This is a genomic window from Novosphingobium oxfordense (assembly GCF_044029435.1).
In the GTDB taxonomy this organism is placed as follows: Bacteria; Pseudomonadota; Alphaproteobacteria; order Sphingomonadales; family Sphingomonadaceae; genus Novosphingobium.
Genome location: NZ_CP147005.1, coordinates 1242832 through 1265381 on the forward strand (window position 1 = coordinate 1242832; position 22550 = coordinate 1265381).

21 protein-coding genes are annotated in these 22550 nt (G+C 63.3%); 7 read left to right on the forward strand and 14 right to left on the reverse strand.

Annotated elements, in window-relative coordinates; translation table 11 throughout:
• Positions 1–29: 29 nt before the first annotated feature.
• The gene (locus WBP07_RS05760) at positions 30–785 is read right to left on the reverse strand and encodes a MauE/DoxX family redox-associated membrane protein (protein WP_395394805.1); all 756 of its coding nucleotides are present in this window, start codon (positions 783–785) and stop codon (positions 30–32) included.
• A 42-nt stretch (positions 786–827) separates the two neighbouring features.
• Between WBP07_RS05760 and WBP07_RS05765 the strand changes: the two genes are divergently transcribed.
• On the forward strand, positions 828–1265 hold the full coding sequence (locus tag WBP07_RS05765) for a MerR family transcriptional regulator (protein WP_395394806.1): 438 nt from the start codon (positions 828–830) through the stop codon (positions 1263–1265).
• Between the two features lie 4 nt (positions 1266–1269).
• Here WBP07_RS05765 and ychF read toward each other — a convergent pair whose 3' ends face one another.
• The 6 genes from ychF to WBP07_RS05795 form a co-directional block, all read right to left on the reverse strand.
• Entirely contained in the window at positions 1270–2370 is a 1101-nt protein-coding gene (ychF, locus tag WBP07_RS05770; RefSeq protein WP_395394807.1) for a redox-regulated ATPase YchF, read from the reverse strand.
• A 77-nt stretch (positions 2371–2447) separates the two neighbouring features.
• Entirely contained in the window at positions 2448–3017 is a 570-nt protein-coding gene (gene pth, locus WBP07_RS05775) for an aminoacyl-tRNA hydrolase (RefSeq protein ID WP_395394808.1), read from the reverse strand.
• 106 nt (positions 3018–3123) lie between these two features.
• A complete protein-coding gene (locus tag WBP07_RS05780) occupies positions 3124–3735 on the reverse strand; it encodes a 50S ribosomal protein L25/general stress protein Ctc (RefSeq protein WP_395394810.1) in 612 nt (203 codons plus the stop codon).
• Between the two features lie 169 nt (positions 3736–3904).
• Positions 3905–4684, reverse strand: a complete 780-nt coding sequence (locus tag WBP07_RS05785) for a metallophosphoesterase (RefSeq protein ID WP_395394811.1) — start codon at positions 4682–4684, stop codon at positions 3905–3907.
• On the reverse strand, positions 4677–5531 hold the full coding sequence (locus WBP07_RS05790) for a TraB/GumN family protein (protein ID WP_395394813.1): 855 nt from the start codon (positions 5529–5531) through the stop codon (positions 4677–4679). The genes WBP07_RS05785 and WBP07_RS05790 overlap by 8 nt, the downstream gene beginning before the upstream one ends.
• Before the next feature lie 7 nt (positions 5532–5538).
• Positions 5539–6432, reverse strand: coding sequence for a TraB/GumN family protein (locus WBP07_RS05795; protein ID WP_395394814.1), 894 nt, complete (start codon positions 6430–6432; stop codon positions 5539–5541).
• A gap of 157 nt (positions 6433–6589) precedes the next feature.
• On the opposite strand from WBP07_RS05795, the gene WBP07_RS05800 reads away from it, so the two are divergent.
• The 3 genes from WBP07_RS05800 to ppdK all read left to right on the forward strand — a co-directional run bounded on the left by WBP07_RS05800 (position 6590) and on the right by ppdK (position 12375).
• Positions 6590–7528 carry a glycine--tRNA ligase subunit alpha gene (locus tag WBP07_RS05800; RefSeq protein WP_395394815.1) on the forward strand — a complete coding sequence of 313 codons (939 nt, stop codon included), beginning with the start codon at positions 6590–6592 and terminating at the stop codon, positions 7526–7528.
• Positions 7525–9642: a glycine--tRNA ligase subunit beta gene (glyS, locus tag WBP07_RS05805; protein ID WP_395394816.1), complete on the forward strand. Its 2118-nt coding sequence runs from the start codon at positions 7525–7527 to the stop codon at positions 9640–9642. Before WBP07_RS05800 ends, glyS begins: the two co-directional genes overlap by 4 nt.
• A 69-nt stretch (positions 9643–9711) precedes the next feature.
• Positions 9712–12375 (forward strand): pyruvate, phosphate dikinase, encoded by a 2664-nt coding sequence (ppdK, locus tag WBP07_RS05810; RefSeq protein ID WP_395394818.1) that lies wholly within the window; start codon positions 9712–9714, stop codon positions 12373–12375.
• Between the two features lie 50 nt (positions 12376–12425).
• Here ppdK and WBP07_RS05815 read toward each other — a convergent pair whose 3' ends face one another.
• Positions 12426–13193 carry a class I SAM-dependent methyltransferase gene (locus tag WBP07_RS05815; RefSeq protein ID WP_395394819.1) on the reverse strand — a complete coding sequence of 256 codons (768 nt, stop codon included), beginning with the start codon at positions 13191–13193 and terminating at the stop codon, positions 12426–12428.
• Between the two features lie 135 nt (positions 13194–13328).
• Here WBP07_RS05815 and WBP07_RS05820 point away from each other — a divergent pair, with 135 nt between their 5' ends.
• From WBP07_RS05820 to WBP07_RS05830, 3 genes are all read left to right on the forward strand, one after another.
• Positions 13329–14042: a double zinc ribbon domain-containing protein gene (locus WBP07_RS05820; protein WP_395394820.1), complete on the forward strand. Its 714-nt coding sequence runs from the start codon at positions 13329–13331 to the stop codon at positions 14040–14042.
• Between the two features lie 357 nt (positions 14043–14399).
• Positions 14400–14777: a phosphoribosyl-AMP cyclohydrolase gene (gene hisI, locus WBP07_RS05825; protein ID WP_395394821.1), complete on the forward strand. Its 378-nt coding sequence runs from the start codon at positions 14400–14402 to the stop codon at positions 14775–14777.
• Positions 14778–15209: 432 nt separating this feature from the next.
• Positions 15210–15509 carry a hypothetical protein gene (locus WBP07_RS05830; protein WP_395394822.1) on the forward strand — a complete coding sequence of 100 codons (300 nt, stop codon included), beginning with the start codon at positions 15210–15212 and terminating at the stop codon, positions 15507–15509.
• A 56-nt stretch (positions 15510–15565) separates the two neighbouring features.
• On the opposite strand, the gene WBP07_RS05835 is transcribed toward WBP07_RS05830, so the two are convergent.
• From WBP07_RS05835 to tyrS, 6 genes are all read right to left on the reverse strand, one after another.
• Entirely contained in the window at positions 15566–16264 is a 699-nt protein-coding gene (locus tag WBP07_RS05835) for a dienelactone hydrolase family protein (protein ID WP_395394824.1), read from the reverse strand.
• Between the two features lie 5 nt (positions 16265–16269).
• A complete protein-coding gene (gene cysK / locus WBP07_RS05840) occupies positions 16270–17187 on the reverse strand; it encodes a cysteine synthase A (RefSeq protein WP_395394825.1) in 918 nt (305 codons plus the stop codon).
• Positions 17184–18500: an MFS transporter gene (locus tag WBP07_RS05845; RefSeq protein ID WP_395394826.1), complete on the reverse strand. Its 1317-nt coding sequence runs from the start codon at positions 18498–18500 to the stop codon at positions 17184–17186. Before WBP07_RS05845 ends, cysK begins: the two co-directional genes overlap by 4 nt.
• A 63-nt stretch (positions 18501–18563) precedes the next feature.
• Positions 18564–20678, reverse strand: a complete 2115-nt coding sequence (locus tag WBP07_RS05850) for a TonB-dependent receptor (protein ID WP_395394827.1) — start codon at positions 20676–20678, stop codon at positions 18564–18566.
• Between the two features lie 163 nt (positions 20679–20841).
• Positions 20842–21180 (reverse strand): PilZ domain-containing protein, encoded by a 339-nt coding sequence (locus WBP07_RS05855; protein WP_395394828.1) that lies wholly within the window; start codon positions 21178–21180, stop codon positions 20842–20844.
• Between the two features lie 119 nt (positions 21181–21299).
• A complete protein-coding gene (gene tyrS, locus WBP07_RS05860) occupies positions 21300–22529 on the reverse strand; it encodes a tyrosine--tRNA ligase (RefSeq protein ID WP_395394829.1) in 1230 nt (409 codons plus the stop codon).
• Between the last annotated feature and the right edge of the window lie 21 nt (positions 22530–22550).

Genomic DNA, 22550 nt, shown 5'->3' on the forward strand with positions numbered 1-22550 from the left:
TGACAGGTCGATGTCGGCTAAATGTCGCTTCAGGCCATCCGCGCGAGCATCCAGAGCGCCATGGCGACCATGAACAGGTTCTCGGTCAGTGAAACGAAGCCCAGTGGAACCGCGCCCGATCCGCCTACGCAAGCGCACTTCAGCTCGCGCTTCTGGATATAGACTGCGTAGAATACCGAGACCGCGCCGATTCCACCGATGACAAGGCCGATGGGGATCGAAAGCCAGGGCAGGGCATGCGCGGTCATCAGCGCGCCGGCGGCGAATTCCAGGAACGGGTAGGCGTAGGCATACGGCACCCAGCGTTTTGCAAGCAGGTCGTAGCCCAGGAACATCGTCGAGAACTGCTCGACGTCCTGCAACTTCAGCATGGCCAGCAGCATCATCGTCATAGAGACGAACCATTCCGCCGCGCGCAGTGTGAAGGGCGTGTCGAACGCCGCCCAACAGGCCGCCAGCGCAAGGCCAAGGCTGGTGGCGAACACGGCAAGCACCGGGCGGTAGGTCTTGGCCTTGGGGTCATGGACCTTCAGGCCGACATGGGCGCGCAAGTCGGTATAGCCGCCGATGCGCTCCCCGCCGATGAAGGTTTGCGGCGTGGTGGCAACGTCGTTCGCGGCCTTGAAGGCATCGGTCTGCTCACGTGTGGTGAGCCAGTGGTCCTCCACCTTATAGCCCAGCTTTTCGAGCAAGTGCTTCGACTTGATGCCCCAGGGGCACGAGTGCTTTTCCATGACCATGCGATAGAGCACGGCGGTTGGCTTTGCGGTCTGTTGCTGCGTCATAGAAAGGGGCTATACCTTCCGTACCATAGTACGGAGTCAAGCATGGCCCTGACGATTTCCGAATTGGCCCGCTCGGGCGGTGTAGGTGTCGAGACGGTGCGGTTCTACCAGCGCAAGGGACTGCTGTTCGATCCGCGCCCGGCGACGATCGGCGGCGCCAAAAGCCAGCGGCATTATGGCGAGGAAGATGTGCGGCGCCTGCGCTTCATCCGATCGGCCAAGGCGGCGGGCTTCATCCTCGACGAGATTGCTGAGTTGATCAGCCTTGATCACACCGGAGATCGGCCGAGAGCGCGGGAAATGGCGGAGGTAAGGCTGGCGGCGCTGGATCGCGAGATTGCGCAGCTTGAAGCGGCCCGTCAGTCGCTGCGCCGTCTTGCCCACGAATGCGCGGGGTCGGACGAGGGGCCTTGCCCGATCCTCGAAGCGTTCGAGGAAACGGCAACGTGCGGCGCAGGGCCGAAACCCTGCGCCGCCTGAAAGATCAGACGTTGAACTTGAAGTGCATGACGTCGCCGTCGTGCACCAGATATTCCTTGCCTTCCTGACGCAGCTTGCCGGCTTCCTTGGCACCGGCTTCGCCGTTCAGCGCGACATAGTCGTCATAGGCGATGGTTTCGGCGCGGATGAATCCACGCTGCATGTCCGAGTGGATTTCGCCGGCAGCTTCGGGGGCCTTGGCACCCTTATGCACGGTCCAGGCGCGGGCTTCCTTGGGGCCGACCGTGAAGAAGGTCAGCAGGCCGAGCAGATCGTAACCGGCGCGGATGATGCGGGCGAGGCCGGTTTCGTGCAGGCCCATCTCTTCGAGGAACACGAGGCGCTCCTCCATGTCCATGCCGACGAGATCCGATTCGATCGCGGCCGAAACGATGACGGCGGTGGCGCCTTCGGCCTTGGCCTTCTCGAACACGCGGGCCGAGAACTCGTTGCCCTCGGCGGCGGATTCTTCCTCCACGTTGCAGACGTAAAGGACCGGCTTGGCAGTGAGCAGCTGGGCCTGCGCGAAGACGCGGGCCTCATCTTCGTCCTTGGGCTGGGTCAGGCGCGCGGGCTTGCCGTCGCGCAACAGTTCCAGCGTCTGGCCAAGTACCGAAGCGATGATCTTCGATTCCTTGTCGCCCTGCGCGGCCTTCTTCTGGGCGGCGGGAACGCGCTTTTCCAGGCTTTCGAGGTCGGAAAGCAGCAGTTCGGTCTCGACCGTCTCGGCATCCGCAATCGGATCGACCTTGTTGTCGACGTGCTGGATGTCGTCGTTTTCGAAGCAGCGCAGCACGTGGACCACGGCGTCCACTTCGCGGATGTTGCCGAGGAACTGGTTGCCCAGGCCTTCACCCTTCGATGCGCCGCGCACCAGGCCGGCGATGTCGACGAAGGAAAGCTGCGTCGGGATGATCTTGGCCGAGCCGGCGATCGCCGCCAGCTTGTCCAGGCGCGGATCGGGCACGCCGACCTGGCCGACATTGGGCTCGATCGTGCAGAAAGGATAGTTGGCCGCCTGCGCTGCCTGCGTCTCGGTGAGCGCATTGAACAAGGTCGACTTGCCGACATTGGGCAGGCCCACGATTCCGCAACGGAAACCCATGTGTAACTCCGGAAAAAATGATTGGCCGCGCCTTAGCGCCAGTCGCGGTGAATGGCGAGTCTGGGCTGGCCTTGAGGTCAGTCCTGCTGGCGCAGGGCTACATCGTTCATGAAGCGTACGTCGTCCCCGGCAGAGAGGCGGTCTGCTTCCGCAGCGACGGCGCCCAGCATGCCGGCCAGCGGATCCATCTCCGCCTTGGCGTAGTTGCCGAGGACATAGCCATGCACGCGGTCCTTGTGGCCGGGATGGCCGATTCCCAGGCGAACGCGGCGGAAATCGGGGCCAAGGTGCTGGTCGATCGAGCGCAGGCCGTTGTGCCCGGCATGGCCGCCGCCCTGCTTCACCTTCACCTTAAACGGGGCGAGGTCCAGCTCGTCGTGGAAGACGGTAAGGTCCGACAGGTCCAGTTTGTAGAAGCGCATCGCCTCGCCCACGGCGCGGCCGCTTTCGTTCATGAAAGTAGCGGGTTTGAGCAGCAGCACCTTCTGCGTGCCGATGCGGCCTTCCTGCAGCCAGCCCTGGAATTTCTTCTGAACCGGGCCGAAGTTGTGAATTTCGGCAATCGCATCCGCCGCCATGAAACCGACGTTGTGGCGATTCATCGCATATTGCGGTCCGGGATTACCAAGGCCGACCCAAAGCTGCATGGCTTAGCTGATCCAGAAAGAGCGGGGCTGATCCCCAAAAACAAAAGGCCCCTCCCGCGCGCCGGACGGACCGGGGCGGGAGAGGCCGATTGCGAAAACGGTCCGATTACTCGGCGTCTTCCTTGGTCGTGTCGCCTTCGGCGCTCTTCAGAGCCGAGGGAGCAGCGATCGTTGCGATGGTGAAATCGCGGTCGGTGATCGCCGAAGCAACGCCCTTGGGCAGCTTCACGTGGCTGATGTGGATCGATTCGCCCACGTCGAAGCCGGTCACGTCGATCGCGACTTCGTGCGGGATCTTGTCGGCGTCGCAGACCAGTTCAAGGTCGTGACGGACGACGTTGAGCACGCCGCCGCGCTTCAGGCCCGGCGAAGCTTCCTCGTTGGCGAACACGACGGGCACGTTGACGTGCACGGTCGCGTTGGCGCCCAGGCGCAGGAAGTCGACGTGGAGCGGACGGTCGTTGACCGGGTGGAAGGCAACGTCCTTGGGCTGCGTGCGCAGCTTCTTGCCGGCAACTTCAACTTCGATGATCGAGTTGAAGAAGTGGCCGGTCATGAGCTGACGGACCAGCTCCTTTTCCTCGACGTGGATCGCGATGGGTTCTTCGTTGCCACCGTAGACGACGGCGGGAACGCGGCCATCACGACGCAGAGCACGGGAGGCTCCCTTGCCAGCCCGTTCACGCGTCTCGGCCGGCAGGTTAAGCGTATCGCTCATGGGACTTGCCTTTCAAAACTGGATATCAATAACGGCATCGGTCCGCTCATCGGCCCGTGCCGTCCCGCCACGCCTCCAGGGATGACCATGACGGGAAGCGCGCGCCCTTAATGCGGAATCGGCGGAAATGCAAGCCTTGTGCGGCGGAGGCATGGCCGATTGCCCATGGTCAGGCCAGTGGGCGCAATGGTTCGCAATAAGTCCGCCGGGCTGGGACGGATAGCAGTTCCAATTCGGGATAGCGCAGCGCCGTAAGCCTGCCGCCGAACACGCAGCCCGTGTCGATGCAGAGGGTTCGATTTACCCAGCCGGCCTCGCGTACCGGCGTGTGACCATAGATTATCATCGCCGATCCCGAATAGTGCGCCGCCCAATCACGGCGAACGGGCAGGCCGAACTCGTCGATTTCGCCGCTCGTATCGCCATACATGCAGAAATTGCGGATGGCCTTGGGGGAGCGTTGCAGCAGGTCTTCACCGAAGCCGGCATGGGCGACGATGAGCCTGTCGCCATCAAGACTATGGTAGGCGGGCAGGGTGCCGAGCCATCGGCGCATCTCGCCCAGGAACTCGTGAGGCTCCTGCGCCAATTGTGCGATCGTCGCCGCAAGTCCATGCGCGATCGAGACATTGCGGCCGGCCAGATGGCGCATGAGCTTGTCGTCATGATTGCCGACGACCGCCAGCGCGTTGCCGCTCTCCACCATGTGTTTGGCAATGCGCAATACGTCCGGCGACCGTGGACCGCGATCGACCAGATCGCCCAGGAATATGGCGCGGCGGCCGATCGGTGGAGTCACCGTTACCTGATTGCCGCGCCAGACGAGGTGATATCCCAGGCTGCCGAGCAATTCTTCAAGCTCGTGAGCGCAGCCGTGGACATCGCCGATGATGTCGAAGGGCCCTGAACCGCCGGATAGCGAAGGCTCGCGCTGACTGTCGTTACTCAACGCGCGTGACCTTGTAGCCCTGCGCGGCGAGCATGGCGGGCAGTCCTTCCGGACCGGCCATGTGAGCGGCGCCAACGGCAACGAAGGGGCGCTTGCCCTCCTGCATGGCGCGTCCGATCTTCGCGGCCCAATCCTGGTTCCGGCTCGTGAACAGCACGGCGCGCAGTTCGGGATCGGCCAGCATCCCGCGGCGGGTTTCCTTCTCGATCGCAGCCATGTCACCCTTGCGCCAGCTATCGGCAAGGCGGCTGTCGTCATCACCTTGCTGGTCCGTCACGACGAAGCCTAGCAAGTCGCGTTGATCCGCTTCGGGCAGGCTGTCGAACAGACTCAACTGGCGCTCGGCGCCCTCCAGTTCGACGACAGGCTTGCCCCCGGCTTCGTCCATCACCGCGCGATCGACGCCGTTGCGGCTGTCTTCATCGGTTGCGCCTACCCTGGCAAGGGTGAGGGCGGCGGCCCAGGTATCCATTTGCGCAAAGTCGCCGTCGGAATAACCGCCCCGCTTGAGAAGGGCGGCGAGGGCGGGGCGCTGTTGAGCAGAAATCCTTTGAGAAATAGCCGGTTGACCATCACTCTTGGCAAGCCGTGCGAAGGTTGCCGCCACGGCTTTCTCGTCGGAAAGATTACCTACCTCCACCATGATGGTATCCGATCCGGCGAGTGCCTGACGCACTTCGGCGGTCTCCCACGCGATTGGCCGTTTCACGCTGTGGATCGTGCCGAACAGCCAAGCCTGCTGGCCGCTTGGTCCCTCGACATGCCAGAGTGCCGGTGTCGCCGGATCGGGTTGCTGGGTGCAGGCGGCGAGTAAGATGCTCGCTAAGATGGCAAAAAGTCCGCGCATCACCTTGTTATTGCACCCTTATTGCCTTAATTCCCGCCTTGGCGAGCTGATCCTGCACACTGCCTTCTCCGGCAAGGTGCCCGGCGCCAACTGCAACGAAGACGGTGCCCGGTTCCGCCATGCGCGCTTCCAGCCACTTGGCCCATGCCGTGTTGCGATCGGTGATGAACGCCTTGCGCATGGCTTCGTCCGATTCGTCCTCGTTCAGCAATCGCGCCAGTTCGTCGGCGCGGCCGGCCTTCCATGCAGCGACCACCTTGGCAACGTCTTCGCGCAGAGTGGGCAACTGATCCAGCACTTCGCCCAGATAGCGATTCTGGCTGTCGACCGACATCCCGTCGAACAGTTCGATCTGGTATTCGGGCGTCTCCAGCGCCTTGCGGGTTTTGTGATCTTCGGCCGCCTTGGCATCGATTAGCGTCTCTACGCCATTGGCCTTGTCGAAGCCCGCAGCCTTGAGGGGCAGAAGCGAGAGCAGGAGGCCGGCATACCAAGCCTCGAACGGGTCGAAGGCTTCGGCAGGCAGGCCCATGCCGCTCAGCGTCTTCTCGAAGGCGGCGCGTTCCTCGGGCGGCAGGCTGGCACGCAGCGTGGTGCCATCGTTCCGCATGCCTTTTTCGATGAACAGCTTCTGTAGCGAATCGGGGGAATCCGTATTCGTCTCGGTTACCAGCAGGTCGGACGAATCGAAGGCGTCCTTCACCGGCCCGGTGAACCAGTGCGTATCTTCCGGCAGGATATGGATCGTGCCGAAGAGATAGATGGTGGTGTCCTTGTCCGCGATCTTCCACATCGCGGGGCGGGCAGGCGCCGTTTCCTGCGCGATGCCGGGAGTAGCGGTGAGAAGGGCAAGAGCCGTCGCCGAGGCAAGGCGAAAGCGGGGCTTTCGGAAGAATATCATCGCCATTCCATGAAAGGGCAGGAACAAACGCACCATTAACAGCCCGTCGCACGACGCATTAGCGGGCCAAGTTTGCTCAGGGTAGCGTTCTCAGTCATCATGCAGTGGTTTTGCGCGGTTGATTTGCCGGGTTCGATCCGCCAAAGGCCGCCTGCCCATGAGTTTTGACGGGATTTCGATGTCGACCGCCGCGCCCTCCACTGACAGGCAGCCCCTCAGCTTTCAGGACATGATCCTGACGCTCCACGATTTCTGGAGCAAGCAAGGTTGCCTCATTCTTCAGCCTTACGACATGCGCATGGGGGCTGGAACGTTCCACCCCTCGACCACGCTGCGTGCTCTGGGGCCCGAACCGTGGAAGGCGGCCTACGTCCAGCCCTCTCGCCGCCCGACCGACGGTCGCTATGGCGAAAACCCGAACCGTCTTCAGCACTATTACCAGTATCAGGTGATCCTGAAGCCGAATCCCGAGAACCTGCAGGAACTCTACCTGCAAAGCCTCGCTGCGATCGGTGTGGATCCGCTGGCGCACGATATCCGCTTTGTTGAGGATGACTGGGAAAGCCCGACTCTGGGCGCCTGGGGCCTTGGCTGGGAAGTTTGGTGCGACGGTATGGAAGTGACGCAGTTCACGTATTTCCAGCAGGTCGGCGGGTTCGACTGCAAGCCGGTTGCGGGCGAGCTGACGTACGGCCTTGAGCGCCTGGCGATGTACATCCAGGGCGTGGACTGGGTCTACGACCTGCGCTTCAACAATGAAGGCGTCACCTACGGCGACGTCTTCCTCGCCAACGAGCAGCAGCAGTCGAAGTACAACTTCGAGATTGCCGACACCGAAGCGCTGTTCGCCGGCTTCAAGGCGGCGGAGGCCGAGTGCATGCGCTGCATCGAGGCGGAAATTCCGCTTGCCGCTTATGACCAGGCGATCGAGGCTTCGCACCTCTTCAACCTGCTCCAGGCGCGCGGCGTGATCTCCGTGCAGGAACGCGCCAGCTACATCGGCCGCGTGCGCGAACTCGCCAAGGGTTCGTGCAAGGCCTGGATCGACAAGAACAAGGACCAGTGGGAAGCCAAGTTCCCGGGGTGGAGCGCATGACCGACTTTCTTCTCGAACTCCGCTCCGAGGAAATCCCCGCGCGCATGCAGGCCGGCGCCCGCACCGACCTGGAAAAGCTGTTCCGCAAGGAAATGGAAGCGGCCGGCGTGGCCGTTGCCGATGTCTCGGTGTGGTCTACACCGCGCCGCCTCGCAATGATCGCCCGCAACCTGCCGTTGGCGACTGAAGCCGTTCACGAGGAAACCAAGGGCCCCGCCACCAGCGCGCCCGAGCAGGCGCTGGAAGGCTTCCTGCGCAAGACCGGCCTCACCAAGGACCAGCTTGAAGTTCGCGACCTTAAGGGCAAGGACACTTACTTCGCGGTCGTCGAAAAGCCCGGCCGCGCGGTGAAGGACGTGCTGGCAGAGGCGATCCCGGCCATCGTGCGCGCGTTCCCGTGGCCGAAGTCGATGCGCTGGGGCAAGGCTTCGCTCTCCACCGAATCGCTGCGCTGGGTGCGCCCGCTTTCGGGCATCGTCGCGGTGCTGGGCGAAGACCTGGTCGAATGCGAAGTCGGCGGTGTCGCCTCTGGCTACGTGACCAAGGGCCATCGATTCCATGCGCCTCGCGAAATCACGATCGGCGGCGCGCATGACTATGCGGACAAGCTGCGCCTTGCCCACGTCCTTGTGAACCATGAGGAACGGCAGGACATCATCCGCACCAAGGCGCGCGAAGCGGCGACTGCGGCCGGCCTCGTGCTGGTCGAGGACGAAGGCCTCGTCATCGAGAACGCCGGCCTCACCGAATGGCCGGTGCCGCTGCTCGGCCGTTTCGAGGAAGATTTCCTGGAAGTTCCGCCCGAAACGATCCAGCTCACCGCGCGTGTGAACCAGAAGTATTTCGTCTGCGAAGATGCCGCAGGTTCGCTTGCCAACGCCTTCATTTGTACGGCGAATATCGTCGCAACCGATGGCGGCGTGGGCGTGGTGGATGGCAACCGCAAGGTGCTCGCCGCGCGCCTGTCTGACGCACGCTTCTTCTGGCAGCAAGACCGCAAGACGCCGCTTTCGGTGCATGGCGAGAAGCTGGCCCGCATCACTTTCCATGAGAAGCTGGGCACCGTCGCCGACAAGGTCGAGCGCGTTGCCAAGCTGGCGGAATGGCTGGCGAGCGAAGGCGTGGTGCCGAACTGCGACCCGGCGCTGGCACGTCAGGCTGCAGAACTCGCGAAGGCCGATCTCGTCACCGAGATGGTGGGTGAATTCCCCGAGCTTCAAGGACTTATGGGCGGTTATTATGCCCGCGCCGAAGGTCTGCCGGACGCTGTGGCCGATGCCATTCGCGATCACTACAAGCCGGTCGGGCAGGGTGATGAAGTGCCTTCCGCGCCGGTATCGGTCGCCGTGGCGCTGGCCGATAAGCTGGATACCCTTCGCAGCTTCTTCGCTATTGACGAGAAGCCTACCGGCTCGAAGGATCCCTTCGCGCTGCGCCGTGCGGCGCTGGGCATTATTCGCCTGATCACTGACAACAACCTGCGCTTCGGCGTGGCAGAGGGTGATCTGCTCGACTTCTTCGTGGACCGCCTGAAGGTCCAGCAGAAGGAAGCGGGCATCCGCCATGACCTGATCGACGCGGTCATCGCACTGGGCGGCGAAGACGATATCGTTCGCCTTCTGGCCCGCGTCCATGCGCTTCAGGCATTCGTTGCCACCGACGATGGTGTGAACCTGCTCGCCGGCTACAAGCGTGCGGCCAACATCCTCAAGAAAGAAGACTGGCACGGCATCGAGGGGGAAATTTCCCGCACCGGTGAGGAGGATCCGCTGGCTGTGGTCGACGATCCCGATCTGGCGCCGATTGTTGCCGCCAAGATGGCGGACCGCCACGCAGCGGAACAGGTGCTGCCCTATGCGGCGGAGCCGGCCGAACAGTCGCTGATCGATGCGCTGACGGCGGCGGAACCGCAGGCGGCCCGCGCGGTTGAGGCAGAGGACTTCGCTTCCGCGATGTCTGCGCTCGCTTCGCTGCGGGCACCGATCGATGCCTTCTTCGAACATGTCACAGTGAACGACGCGGATCCGATCAAGCGCCATTCAAGGCTGGCCTTGCTCGATCGCTTCCGTACTGCGGTGCACAATGTGGCGGACTTTTCGAAGATCGAAGGCTAGGGGCTGGTCCACATACTCCGGGCCAGTTCCAAGAGTTTTATCAACCAGGACAGGAAAGTCAGGGGATAAATGAGCAGGCAGGTCTACACGTTCGGCGGCGGCGTCAAAAATGAAGACGTACGTGCGCGCGACAAGGTCGTAGTCGGCGGCAAGGGTGCCAACCTTGCCGAAATGGCCGGGATCGGCCTGCCGGTGCCCCCAGGCTTTACCATTACCACCGAAGAGTGCGTGAAATACCTTGCCGAAGGCGGTGACTTTTCGGCCGAACTGCGCGCCGACGTTGCCGAGGCGCTGACGCATATCGAAAAGACAGTGGGCAAGAACTTCGGCGATGCCGCCGATCCGCTGCTCGTCTCGGTCCGCTCCGGCGCGCGCGTTTCGATGCCGGGGATGATGGACACCGTCCTCAACCTGGGCCTCAACGACGCCACGGTCGAGGGCCTGACGCAGACCTCGGGCGACGAGCGCTTTGCGTGGGACAGCTATCGCCGCTTCATCCAGATGTATTCGGACGTCGTTCTGGCCCTCGATCATGGTCGTTTCGAAGAGGCCTTGGAGATTGCGAAGGAAGACAACGGCTACATGAACGACGTCGAGATGACGGCGTCGAACTGGAAGGCCATCGTCAAGGAATACAAGGGTATCGTCGAGGAAGAACTCGGCCGCCCGTTCCCGCAGGACGTGCATGAGCAGCTTTGGGGCGCCATCCGCGCCGTGTTCGATTCCTGGGATTCGGACCGCGCCAAGGTCTATCGCCGCCTGAACGACATTCCGGGCGATTGGGGCACTGCGGTCAATGTGCAGGCCATGGTTTTCGGCAACATGGGCGACACTTCGGCCACCGGCGTTGCCTTCACCCGCGACCCTGCGACCGGTGAGAAGGCCTATTACGGCGAATGGCTGGTCAATGCGCAGGGTGAAGACGTCGTCGCCGGCATCCGTACCCCGCAGTACCTGACCAAGGCCGCGCGTGAGCGTGCCGGCGCCAAGCCGCTGTCGATGGAAGAGGCGATGCCTGAGGCCTACACCGAGCTTGCCGCGGTGTTCGAGCTTCTCGAAAAGCACTACCGCGACATGCAGGACATCGAGTTCACCGTCGAGCGGGGCAAGCTGTGGATGCTGCAGACCCGTTCGGGCAAGCGCACCGCCAAGGCCGCGCTCAAGATGGCGGTCGACATGGTGGAAGAAGGCCTGATCGACGAGGCGACTGCGATCAAGCGTGTCGATCCGATGGCGCTGGACCAGCTTCTGCACCCCACGCTCGACCCCAAGGCGCCGCGCGACATTCTCGGCAAGGGGCTGCCGGCATCGCCGGGTGCGGCTTCGGGCGCGATCGTGCTCGATGCCGATACCGCCGAAAAGCGCGCAGAAATGGGCGAGGCCGTAGTCCTCGTCCGCGTCGAAACCAGCCCTGAGGACATTCACGGCATGCACGCCGCGAAGGGTATCCTGACGGCCCGCGGCGGTATGACCAGCCACGCAGCGGTCGTGGCGCGCGGCATGGGCCGTCCCTGCGTCTCGGGCGCTTCGGGTCTGTCGATCGACATGAAGACCCGCACCCTGCGCATGGGTAACCGTGAGCTGAGGGAAGGCGACGTCATCACCCTCGACGGCGCGACCGGCGACATCATGGCCGGCGAAGTGCCGACCATCGAGCCGGAACTGGCCGGTGATTTCGCCACGCTGATGGTCTGGGCCGACAAGCACCGCCGGATGAAGGTGCGCACGAACGCCGAAACACCGGCCGATTGCAAGATGGCCCGCCAGTTCGGCGCCGAGGGCATCGGCCTGTGCCGCACTGAGCATATGTTCTTCGACGCCGGTCGCATCTCGGCCGTGCGCCAGATGATCCTGGCCGAAGACGAAGCCGGTCGCCGTGCCGCGCTGGAAAAGCTGCTGCCTGAACAGCGTGCGGACTTCATCGCGATCTTCGAGGTCATGGCCGGCCTGCCGGTCACTATCCGCCTGCTCGATCCGCCGCTTCACGAGTTCCTGCCGCACGGCGATGCCGAGTTTGCGGAGCTTTCGGAAACGATCGGCATCGGCATCGACACGCTGAAGCGCCGTGCGGACGAACTGCACGAGTTCAACCCGATGCTGGGCCATCGCGGTTGCCGTCTGGGCATCACATTCCCTGAAATCTACGAGATGCAGGCCCGCGCGATTTTCGAAGCCGCCTGCGAAGTAGCAGCCGCTTCGGGCGAAGCCATCGTGCCGGAAGTGATGATCCCGCTGGTCGCCACCAAGCGCGAGCTGCAGATCCTCAAGAGGGTCGTCGACGAGACGGCCGCCAAGGTCTTTGCCGAGAAGGGCCGCACGCTCGACTACATGGTCGGCACGATGATCGAACTGCCGCGCGCCGCCCTGATGGCGGGCGAGATTGCCGAGGAGGCGAAGTTCTTCTCGTTCGGTACCAACGATCTGACGCAAACCACGCTGGGCGTGTCGCGCGATGACGCTGCGCGCTTCCTCAGCCCTTACGTCGAAAAGGGGATCTATCCGCGCGATCCGTTCGTCAGCCTCGATATCGAAGGTGTCGGGCAACTCGTGCAGATGGGCGCCGAACGCGGCCGGGCGACTTATGCCGATCTCAAGCTCGGTATCTGCGGTGAGCATGGCGGCGATCCGGCCTCGATAGCGTTCTGCGAGAAGGTTGGCCTCGACTACGTGAGTGCCTCACCCTACCGCGTGCCGATCGCGAGACTGGCGGCGGCTCAGGCCGCTCTGGGCTGAGGCTTCCGGGACTGAAAACGAAAAGGCCGGGGTAAATCCCGGCCTTTTTCTTATTTTTTCCAACCCGATAAGGTGAGGATTTCGAAAGTCTCGACGGTTCGTCCGTTGTCTCCAGCGGCCGCGAAGGCGGTCTGAGCCCGTGCCAGCCCGGCCTTGTCCAGCGGCGGTCCGGGGTCCGCCAGCACGCTGCCATGGGCCTGCGCACGCAAGTCGCCGATCAGTCGCTCAAGGCTGCGGAACGAGACCTGTAGCGGGCGCTGGTCGATCACCGGATCGGCAAAGAGGGTACGCTGGAGTAACTGGCCGCCCGCGCGCACATCAACCATGGGATGGATGCGCGCAGCCGGACGGTCGCCGTCTGCCGCCAGCATGATCTCCCGCAGGCGAGTCAGGCTGCCCGACGACAGGAAGCTGGCAATCAGCATTCCGCCCTGCGCCAGAGCGCGGCGGGCATGGATCAACGCACCGGGCAGATCGTTCACGGTATCGAGCGTGCCGAGGCTGGCGATGAGATCGAAGCCGTCGAACGGGTAAGGGGCTTCTTCATCGAAACCGGCTGCCGGTTCCGCTTCCACCACCTCGATCCCCCGCGCGGCCAGGGAATGTGCCAGCCTGCCGGTCCAGTCACCGATGACGAGCGCGCGCTTGGGCTCAAAGCGGAGGAAGGAGAGACGTTCCTCGACATCCTCCACCATATCGTCGAGCAGATAGTGCGGCGCGTCCGGCAATTGTTGCAGGGCCAAGGCACGTCGACGGGCGGCGATGCGCCGGGCGGGGGCGAAGATGCGGGGCGGCGCGGGGGGAGCGGTTTCAGCCATCCCGCGCTCCCTGCCGCGTCCGGTCGGCTTGCGCAACCACCCAGACAGGCACGGGATGAACAGGTTGTAGCTTGAGGTTCTGCCGGGGCACCATAGGCTGGCGGGCCAATGTCGCTTTCGGCCGCCTTTGCTCCAGTGATCGATCTGGTCTTTCCGCCGCGATGCCCGCTTTGCGGGGCCGCGATCGCCGCGCAGAACGGTCTGTGCCCGGGATGCTGGGGAACGCTTGCGATCCCGGGCGATCCCTCCTGCGGGACATGTTCGCGACCCTTTGCGGACGGGATAATCGACGGTTCGATCTGCGCCCCATGCCTGGCAGAGCCACCGCGCCATGACGGGATCGCGGCGGCCACGCTCTACAACGCCAGCTCACGCAAGCTGATCCTGGCACTGAAACACGGTAATCGTCTGGCTCTGGCGGACATGATGGGTGCCTTCATGGCGGCACGACTGCCCCAGATCGATGAAGACTGGCTGATTGCGCCGGTTCCTCTTCACCGCTGGCGCATCTGGCATCGTGGCTACAACCAGGCGGCGGAACTCGCGCGCGTAATTGCCCGGCGGCGCGGCGCACGCCTCGCTGTCGATTTGCTGGAACGGCGCAAGGCCACGCCGTCACTGGGTGGGTTGGGGCGCAAGGCGCGTCGGCGGGCGCTGTCCGGGGCGATCGGTATTCCCTTACGAAAGCGGGCCGGCGTGAAAGGCGCGAGGATCGTTCTGGTTGACGATGTTCTGACCAGCGGAGCCACGAGTGAGGCCTGCGTATCCGCGCTCAAGCGAGCAGGCGCGGAACGGGTCGTAATCGCCTGCTTCGCGCGTGTGTTGGATGAAGCACTCGATCTGGTGTGAAGCTTGATCGGAGGAATCGAAAACGCCCGGAACCAAAGGCTCCGGGCGTTCTCGTGACGAAACTGGTAGACCCCGCTTGTGCGGTTCGGCGGCCCCCCTGCAGGCCGCCTGGTCCGATCCCTCATTTTGCGTCGATCATCGATCGACATTCCCTGAACCGTGGCGCTTGTTTCCTGGTAACCTTCGTTACCGGTCAGCGACCTGTGGTCGGAAGCAGCCCCCCAGCTGCAAGCCGACAATCGACGGAAACCCGGGGGTTGAAAAGAGGCTTGAGGGCGTTACGGGGATTTTGATCACCGGCTGTGGTTATCCTGCAACATTCGTTGCGTGCGGGAAAAGCGGAGGGAAATTTCCAGAATGCGTGAGATCACCAAGGAAGAGCGCGAGCAGGGCCATGAATTTCTTCCAAAGTTCGATGCACATGGGCTGCTGATCGCGATTGCGGTGGACTCCCGGACGCGGGAAATCCTGATGGTCGCCTACATGGATGAAGAGGCGCTCGCGAAAACGCGCGAGACGGGGCTGGCCCACTTTCACTCACGCTCGCGCGGGCGGCTTTGGCTGAAGGGCGAAAGCTCGGGCCATTTCCTGCGGGTGGAGGAGATTCGAGTCGATTGTGATCAGGATGCGCTGGAATTGGTTGTGCAGCCCGAGGGCCCGGCCTGCCACACCGGTGCTCGCAGCTGCTTCTATCGCCGAATCGACGGTAACCGCCTCGAATCATTCGAAAGCTGAGAACCACGTAGATTTTCGTATCCGGCCATCGCGACGACGGTGATGGCCGGATTAACCATTAGAAATGCGTAAATTCAAGGAATTGAAGCTTCCTCGCACGATTTTGGCCAGTGCGCCGGTAATCGTGGCAATTTCGGCTTACCCCATCATTCTTACGGATGAACGCAACGCGCTCGTTTGTTGCACTGCAGAAGGCAAAGTCCCTTCTGACAGCACTGATTTCTCCCGGGAAATCGGCTGTCCCACGATGACAATAAGTCAACGAGTGGCTGCTCAAGGCTGGTGTCCTGCCCCGCACCAGCCAACGGGTGCGCATGCCCTCATCGGGGGTGCCGTCGGATGTCGCCGGCCTCCCCGGCGCTGGCATGAGGGAGAGAAGCCTGACGGGCTTCGCGGGGCATTAGAAGGAAGGGAAATGTCATGAACCGACGAGTGACAATCGTTGCAGTGACCGCTGGCCTGCTTGTCGGCGTTCCAACCGCCGCATGGGCGGACCAGAAACCTGCCAGCTCTGTCGTCAGCAACCAGAAGTACAATCTGGCCAGCTATTTCGACAAGGGTGACAATCGTAACAACGGCAACCATTGGGGCCGCGACAATGACAATGGCAACCGGTGGGGTAACCACTGGGGCCGTGATCATGACAACGGCAACCACTGGGGCTGGGGTCACGACGATGACGACCACGGCCACGGCCATCATGGCGGTGGAGACAAGTCTCACGGCTGCTAAGGCCGGATAGACGGATCGTGGCCGCCGGCTTGGCGGCCACGATTTCCGGTGATTGGCTAATCCAGTACTTCGTCGAAGAGGTTGACCATCGCCGCCCAGCTCTGACGATCCGCGCTGGCGTCGTAAGATATGGCCGCTATGCCGCGCGCATCGCTGCCGGGGTCGGTAAAGCCATGGCGCACGCCCGAATAGGCGTGAAAATGCCAGTTGGCCTCTGCCCGGTCCATCTCCTCCCAGAAGGCGATCACCTGCTCGCGCGGCACCAGGGGATCGGCATCGCCGTGGCAGATGAGAATGCGGGGCTTGATCGTGCCTACTTTCGCCTCGCGCCTGGTGGTGAGGGTTCCGTGGAAGGTCACCACTGCCAGAAGGTCCTGCCCGTCGCGGGCCATTTCGAGGGCGGCCTGCCCTCCCATGCAGTATCCGATGGCGAGCACCGGCAGCCCCGCCGCGTCGGGAACCGCGCGCAAGGTTTCGATCGCGGCAACCAGACGCCCGCGATAGTGATCGAGATCGGCGCGAAGCTTTTCGGCGAGCGGGAGGGACGCTTCGAAACTTTCCACCGGCTCGCCATAGAAATCGGCCACCATGGCAAGGTAACCGAGTTCCGCCAACATGCGCGCGCGCTTTTCCATCGGCGCATTGTAGTTGGCGATCGTCGGGAAGATGATCACCGCCGCGCGTGGCGGACCCTCCGGACGGGCGAGCCATCCGGTAAGGTCCTGCCCTGCATGACTATAGGCGATCGCGTCCATCCTGCTCACTCCGGCAGGAAGTCCGGCACCGAGAGATAACGCTCACCCGTATCGTAGTTGAAGCCCAGCACGCGCGATCCGGCCGGCAGCGACGACAGCTTCTGCGCGATCGCGGCAAGCGTCGCGCCGGAGCTGATGCCCACCAGCATGCCTTCCTCGGTCGCGCAGCGGCGTGCCCATTCCTTGGCATCGGCGGCTTCGACCTGGATCGCGCCATCGATCGACTGGGTGTGCAGGTTGCCGGGGATGAAGCCGGCGCCAATACCCTGGATCGGGTGCGGGCCCGGCTGACCGCCGGAAATGACCGGCGAAAGCGTCGGTTCCACGGCATAGGCCTTGAGCGAGGGCCAGGCCTTCTTGAGCGTTTCGGCGCAGCCGGTTAGGTGCCCGCCAGTGCCGACGCCGGTGATGAGCACGTCGATCGGTTCGTTCGCGAAGTCGGTCAGGATTTCCTGCGCCGTGGTCTTCACGTGGACATCCACGTTCGCCGGGTTGTCGAACTGCTGGGGCATCCACGATCCCGGCGTTTCGGCGATCAGTTCCTTGGCGCGTTCGATAGCGCCCTTCATGCCCTTTTCGCGGGGCGTGAGATCGAACGTGGCGCCATAGGCCAGCATGAGGCGGCGACGCTCGATCGACATCGATTCGGGCATGACGAGGACCAGCTTGTAGCCCTTGACGGCGGCCACCATGGCCAGACCGATGCCGGTGTTGCCCGAGGTGGGCTCGATGATCGTGCCCCCCGGCTTCAGCGAGCCGTCGGCCTCGGCCGCTTCGACCATGGCAAGCGCGATGCGGTCCTTGATGGAGCCGCCGGGGTTGCCGCGCTCCGCCTTGATCCAGACCTCATGGTCCGGGAACAGGCGCGAGACCCGGATATGCGGCGTATTGCCGATCGTGGCGAGAATGCTGTCGGCCTTCATGATGCTTGCTCCCAACGCGGTGAGAAGGTGCGGGCTCTGCGGATTTCAGGGAATCCCCAGGCCCAGATGGCGGTAATGACTATGGCAGCGGTCCCGCCGAAGACAACAGCTCCCGTCGCGCCAAGCAGTGCGGCGGCGACGCCCGACTGCATTTCGCCCAATTCGTTCGAGGCCGAGATGGCCAGGCCCGAAATGGCAGAGACGCGTCCGCGCTTGTCATCGGGGGTGCGCAGCTGGACCAGCGAACTGCGAATGAAGACGGAGATCATGTCGGCCGCGCCGATCAGCGCAAGAAAGCCGAGCGAGACGACGAAGCTACGCGAAAGGCCGAAGCCGACCGTCATGGCGCCATAGGCGGCGACCGAGACGAGCATCTTCACGCCGACATTCTTCGCCAGCGGCCGGAACGAGAGCCACAGTGCGACCACGGCGGCACCGGCAGCAGTCGCCGCGCGCATCTGGCCAAGGCCTTCGGGGCCGACGTGAAGGATGTCGCGGGCGAAGACCGGCATCAGCGCCGTCGCGCCGCCCAGCAGGACCGCGAATAGATCCAGCGTGATGCAGCCAAGCAGGAAGCGTTCGTGCCAGATGAAGTGGAAGCCATCGACGATCTGCCGCAGGGGGTGCGCCTTGCGCGCGTCCTTGGGCAAGGGTGGCAGGTTGCGGATGGCAAGGATGCTGATAGCCGAGAGCGCCATGAGCGCGGAGGCGATCCAGTAAGGCAGTGCATGGTGGCTGGCGAAGAGGAAGCCGAATGCGGCGGGGCCGATGATCGTGCCGGCCTGCATGGCGATCGAATTGAAGCCGATCGCGCGCGGGATCAGGTCGGTCGGAACGATATTGGGCGCAATGGCGCTCATCGACGGGGCGACGAAAACGCGCACGGCACCGTGGATGGCCGCGAACGTGTACAGGACCGGCAGGCTGCGCCATTCGAGCGTTGTCGCAATGCCGAGACCTAGTGCCACGATGATGTCGATGGCCATTGCCAGCCCGGCAACGCGGCGCCGGTCGAAACGGTCGGCGATCACGCCGGAGATCGGCGTCAGCAGGAAAATCGGCAGGAACTGCGCAAAACCCAGCAGGCCAAGCTGGAACGAGGCCTGCGTGATCGACATGCCATAGTCGCTGCGGGCCACATCGTAGAGCTGGTAGCCGATGATGACGACCATGCCGGTCGAGGCGAGCACCTGGAAGAAGCGCGCCAGCCAGAACTTGCGATAATCGGCGATGCGCAGCGGTGATGTCGGCGGCGAGGTGGGCTGCGCGGGGGAGCCCGAAGAGGAGGAGGGCGTATTCACGATCGGCTGCATGGCAGCATGACCCGGGCTTGCCAAGTCATGCCGCCACCGATTGTCGATAGGTTATGTTTGGGATCAATAAGTAAACCGCGCGGTGAGGCGCACATCGCGGCCGGCGATGGGAACGAAATCCCGCGTTTCCGAAGCGGCGAGGCGACCGGTGACGTCGAACAGGTTATCCGCCGCCAGGATCAGGGAAAGCGGACCATCCTGACCCAGTGGCCTCCAGGTGGCGCTGAGATTGACGAGCGTGAAGGCGCTGGTCGGGTTCTCGTTCTCCGTCACGCGGTCCTGCTTGGCGTTCCATTCGACTTCGCCGCGCAGGGTGACGGCGGGCGAATCGAATTCAAGCCCGCCACGCGTGCGCAGCGGCGGGATGCGCGGCACCGGGCCCATGTTCACCAGCTTGGCGTGGGTATAGTCGACGCCCGCGTCGGCCTTCAGCGAATTGTCGCCCCAGCGCGCGAAAGTAAGCGCACCTTCGGCCTCGACGCCGCGGAAGCGGGCAGGGGCCTGGAGGTACTGATAGACGGGGAAATCCTCGATCACTTCGCCGGTGGGAACGGCGGTGATGAAGTTGTCGAAATTGGTGCCGAATACCGTGACCGATCCCACGAAGGCACCGCCGTTGTAACGCAGACCTGCTTCGACGGTGTTGCTCTTTTCGACGGTGAAGTCGGGATTGCCGCGCTCGTAGGACTGCGTGGCATCATGCAGGCCGTCGACGAAGAGTTCTTCGGCCGAAGGCGCGCGCTCACCGTGCGAGAAGTTGGCCGAGAGGGTCAGGGTGTCGGTCGCATGCCAGGCGACGCCGGCGACGGCTGCGTACTGGTCGAAGTTGCGATGCTCGTCGGACGGGATCGTGCGGATCTGCGTGTTTTCATAGCGGAGCGCACCTTCAAGGTCGACGCTGCCCACTTCGAGCTGCTGCAATGTGAAGACGGCGAAGCGATCGGTGTTGTTGTCAGGTAGCAGGGCTTCATCGCCGCTGATTTGCAGGCGCGAAGAGGAATACTGGACGCCGCTAGAACCGCTCCAGATGCCTTGCTTGGCCTGATCGGCCTGAAGGCGGACTTCCACGGCCTTGTTGTGGAACTGCGTGCCGATATCGCCATCCTCGATCTCGGCATGTTCGTAGTCGCCATAGGCGCCGCGCACTTCCAGGCGCTTGAGGAAGCCGGTGAGGTTCAGGCCCGCGCGCAAATCAACGCGGGTCTGGCGCAGGGAGATGCTGGTGGAAGACGGATCGGCGGAAGGACGGGGCGGAATGCCGTAATCGTTGGCAAGACGCTGCACCGAGACGCCGATGTCCCCGCCATCGTCGATGAAGGCAAGGCCGCTGCCGAGCGTCCAGCCCTCGGTGCCGCTGTTGGCAAGCTTGCCCTTGCGGTTGGCCTGCGTGGTCAGGGTTGCGGCGCCTTCCGTGTCGCCGGCATCGGCCAGATCGCTGGCCTGCGTCAACGTTTGGGCGCGCAGTTCCGGCGAGAGGACGTAGCCGCCGACACGAAGATCGTCGCTATGATAGTACGAGGCGTCGAAATGGGCGACGAGGCGGCTGGCAAGGCGGATATTGGTGGCGATGCCGCCGTTCACCATGTCTGCCGCCGTGCCGAACGAGCCGAGCGCGTCGACCGTGAAAGCCTTGTCCGGAACCTTGCGCGGGATGCGCTTGTCGATCGCATTGACCGCACCGCCGGAGGGGTCGCTGGCGTAGAGCAGCACGCGCGGTCCGTGCAGAACTTCGATACGGTCGACGTTGAGCGTATCGAGCGAGACGGCGTGGTCGGCTGAGACGGAAGACGCATCGAGCGAGCCGATGCCATCAAGCAGCACCTGCACGCGCGGACCGTCGAACCCGCGAAGCACGGGGCGCGATACGCCGGGCGCGAAGCCGCTGCTGGATACGCCCGGAAGACTGGCGAGCATTTCGCCGATTTGCGGCTTCAGATCGCGGGCCAGGCTATCGCCGGTCAGCACGACCGGGGCGCTGATTGGATCGGCGTTGCCGGAGATCACGCGGCCGGTGACGATGATTTCCGGGCCGGTTTCCTGCGGGTGACTGCTGTCGTCGGAAGGGGCCGGTGCAGTGGTTGCCTGTGCGAACGCCGTGCCGGGCATGGCCAGCAATGCGGTGGTGGCAAGGGCACCGGCGGAAGCCAGCAGGGTGATTCGGGCTTGAGGCGTCTTCATGCGCTCTGGCTAGGAGTGATGTTATACTATCTCAATACTCAATCGAAACATGTCGAAAAATTCATGCTGCGTTGCGGCACCATCGCCACACAGCTCATCACCCAGGCAAAAAGCCGCCCGGCGACGCGGGACGGCTTCGCTAGGTCGCATGCTGCGCTTCGCCTCAGCGACGCGGACGCAATCTCGGATTGGGCTGGGTGGTGTCTACCAGCTTCAGGAAATCGTCGATCCGGATGATTCGTTCGAACTGAAAGCCTGAACGGCCCTCATGCGACCAGATCATGTGCGCCTCGATCCGTCCGACCACGGGAAGCCGCATTACCAGGCGTTCACCCCGATCGAGGTCCAGTTCGCCCTTGCACATGAAACCCTGGGCCGAAAAGTTGACGATATGCAGGTGAACGTCACCCAGACGGCGATGTTCGGCAATCAGCTTGTGATCGACAGGGTGGCGCGCCGCGCGCCGTTTGTCGGTTACAGAGAGCTGTGCTCCTGCACTCATTTTCTTATCCGCCTCTGGTTATGGCCGTGAGGCAGCACAGTGCATCAAATTGGCAAACAAACAGTAAATCCCGGCAAGACATTGCCGTCCTGCCGGGATGAGGTGTGCTCTGTCAGCGATCAGGCGCCCCGCAAGATCGCGTGCTTCTTCTTACCGAGGCTGAGCTTACGAGTTTCTCCGGATGCGACTTCGATCAGGAAGCCCGGGTCATCCATCGTAACATCGTCCAGCTTGACGGCGCCTTCGCCGATCTTGCGCTTGGCTTCGCCGTTGGAGGCGGTGAAGCCCAGTTCGGTGAGTGCAGCACCAAGACGTACGCCTTCGCCGGTCACGTCCAGCGTCGGCAGGTCCTGGCCAAGTCCGCCGCCAGCGAAGGTCGCCTTGGCAGTGGCTTCGGCGGCGACGGCGGCATCTTCGCCGCGGCACAGCTTGGTCACTTCGTTGGCAAGGACGACCTTGGCGTCGTTGATCGCCGCGCCGTCAAGCGCTTCAAGGCGGGCGATCTCATCCAGCGGCAGGTCGGTGAACAAGCGCAGGAACTTGCCCACGTCGCGGTCGTCGCAATTGCGCCAGTACTGCCAGAAGTCGTAGCTGGGCAGCATTTCCTCGTTAAGCCAGACCGCGCCGGCGGCCGACTTGCCCATCTTGGCGCCGTCCGCCGTGGTCAGCAGCGGCGTGGTGAGGCCGAAGACTTCCTTGCTGTCCATGCGGCGGGTCAGTTCGACGCCGTTGATGATGTTGCCCCATTGGTCGGAGCCGCCCATCTGCAGACGCACGTCCTTCTCCTTGCAGAGGTGGCGGAAGTCGTACCCCTGCAGGATCATGTAGTTGAATTCGAGGAAGGTCATCGGCTGCTCGCGCTCAAGGCGCAGCTTGACCGAATCGAACGAGAGCATGCGGTTCACCGTGAAGTGGGTGCCCACTTCCTGAAGCAGCTGGATGTAGCCCAGCTGCCCCAGCCAGTCCTGGTTGTTAACCATCACCGCGTCGGTTGGCCCGTCGCCGAACTTCAACAGGCGCGAGAAGATCGAGAAGATGCCCTTGATGTTGGCCTCGATCGTCTCGTCGGACAGCATCTTGCGGCTCTCGTCGCGGCCGGTGGGGTCGCCGATGCGGGTGGTGCCGCCGCCCATCAGCACGATCGGCTTGTGGCCGGTCTGCTGGAGGCGGCGCAGCATCATGATTTGGACGAGGCTGCCGATGTGAAGCGACGCGGCCGTGGCGTCGAAGCCGATATAGCCCGGCACGACCTGCTTCTCTGCGAGGGCATCAAGGCCCTCGGCATCCGTCGTCTGGTGGATGTAGCCGCGCTCTTCGAGGACGCGGAGCAGGGAAGATTTGTAGGTCATGACCGTGCTTCTTGTTAATGG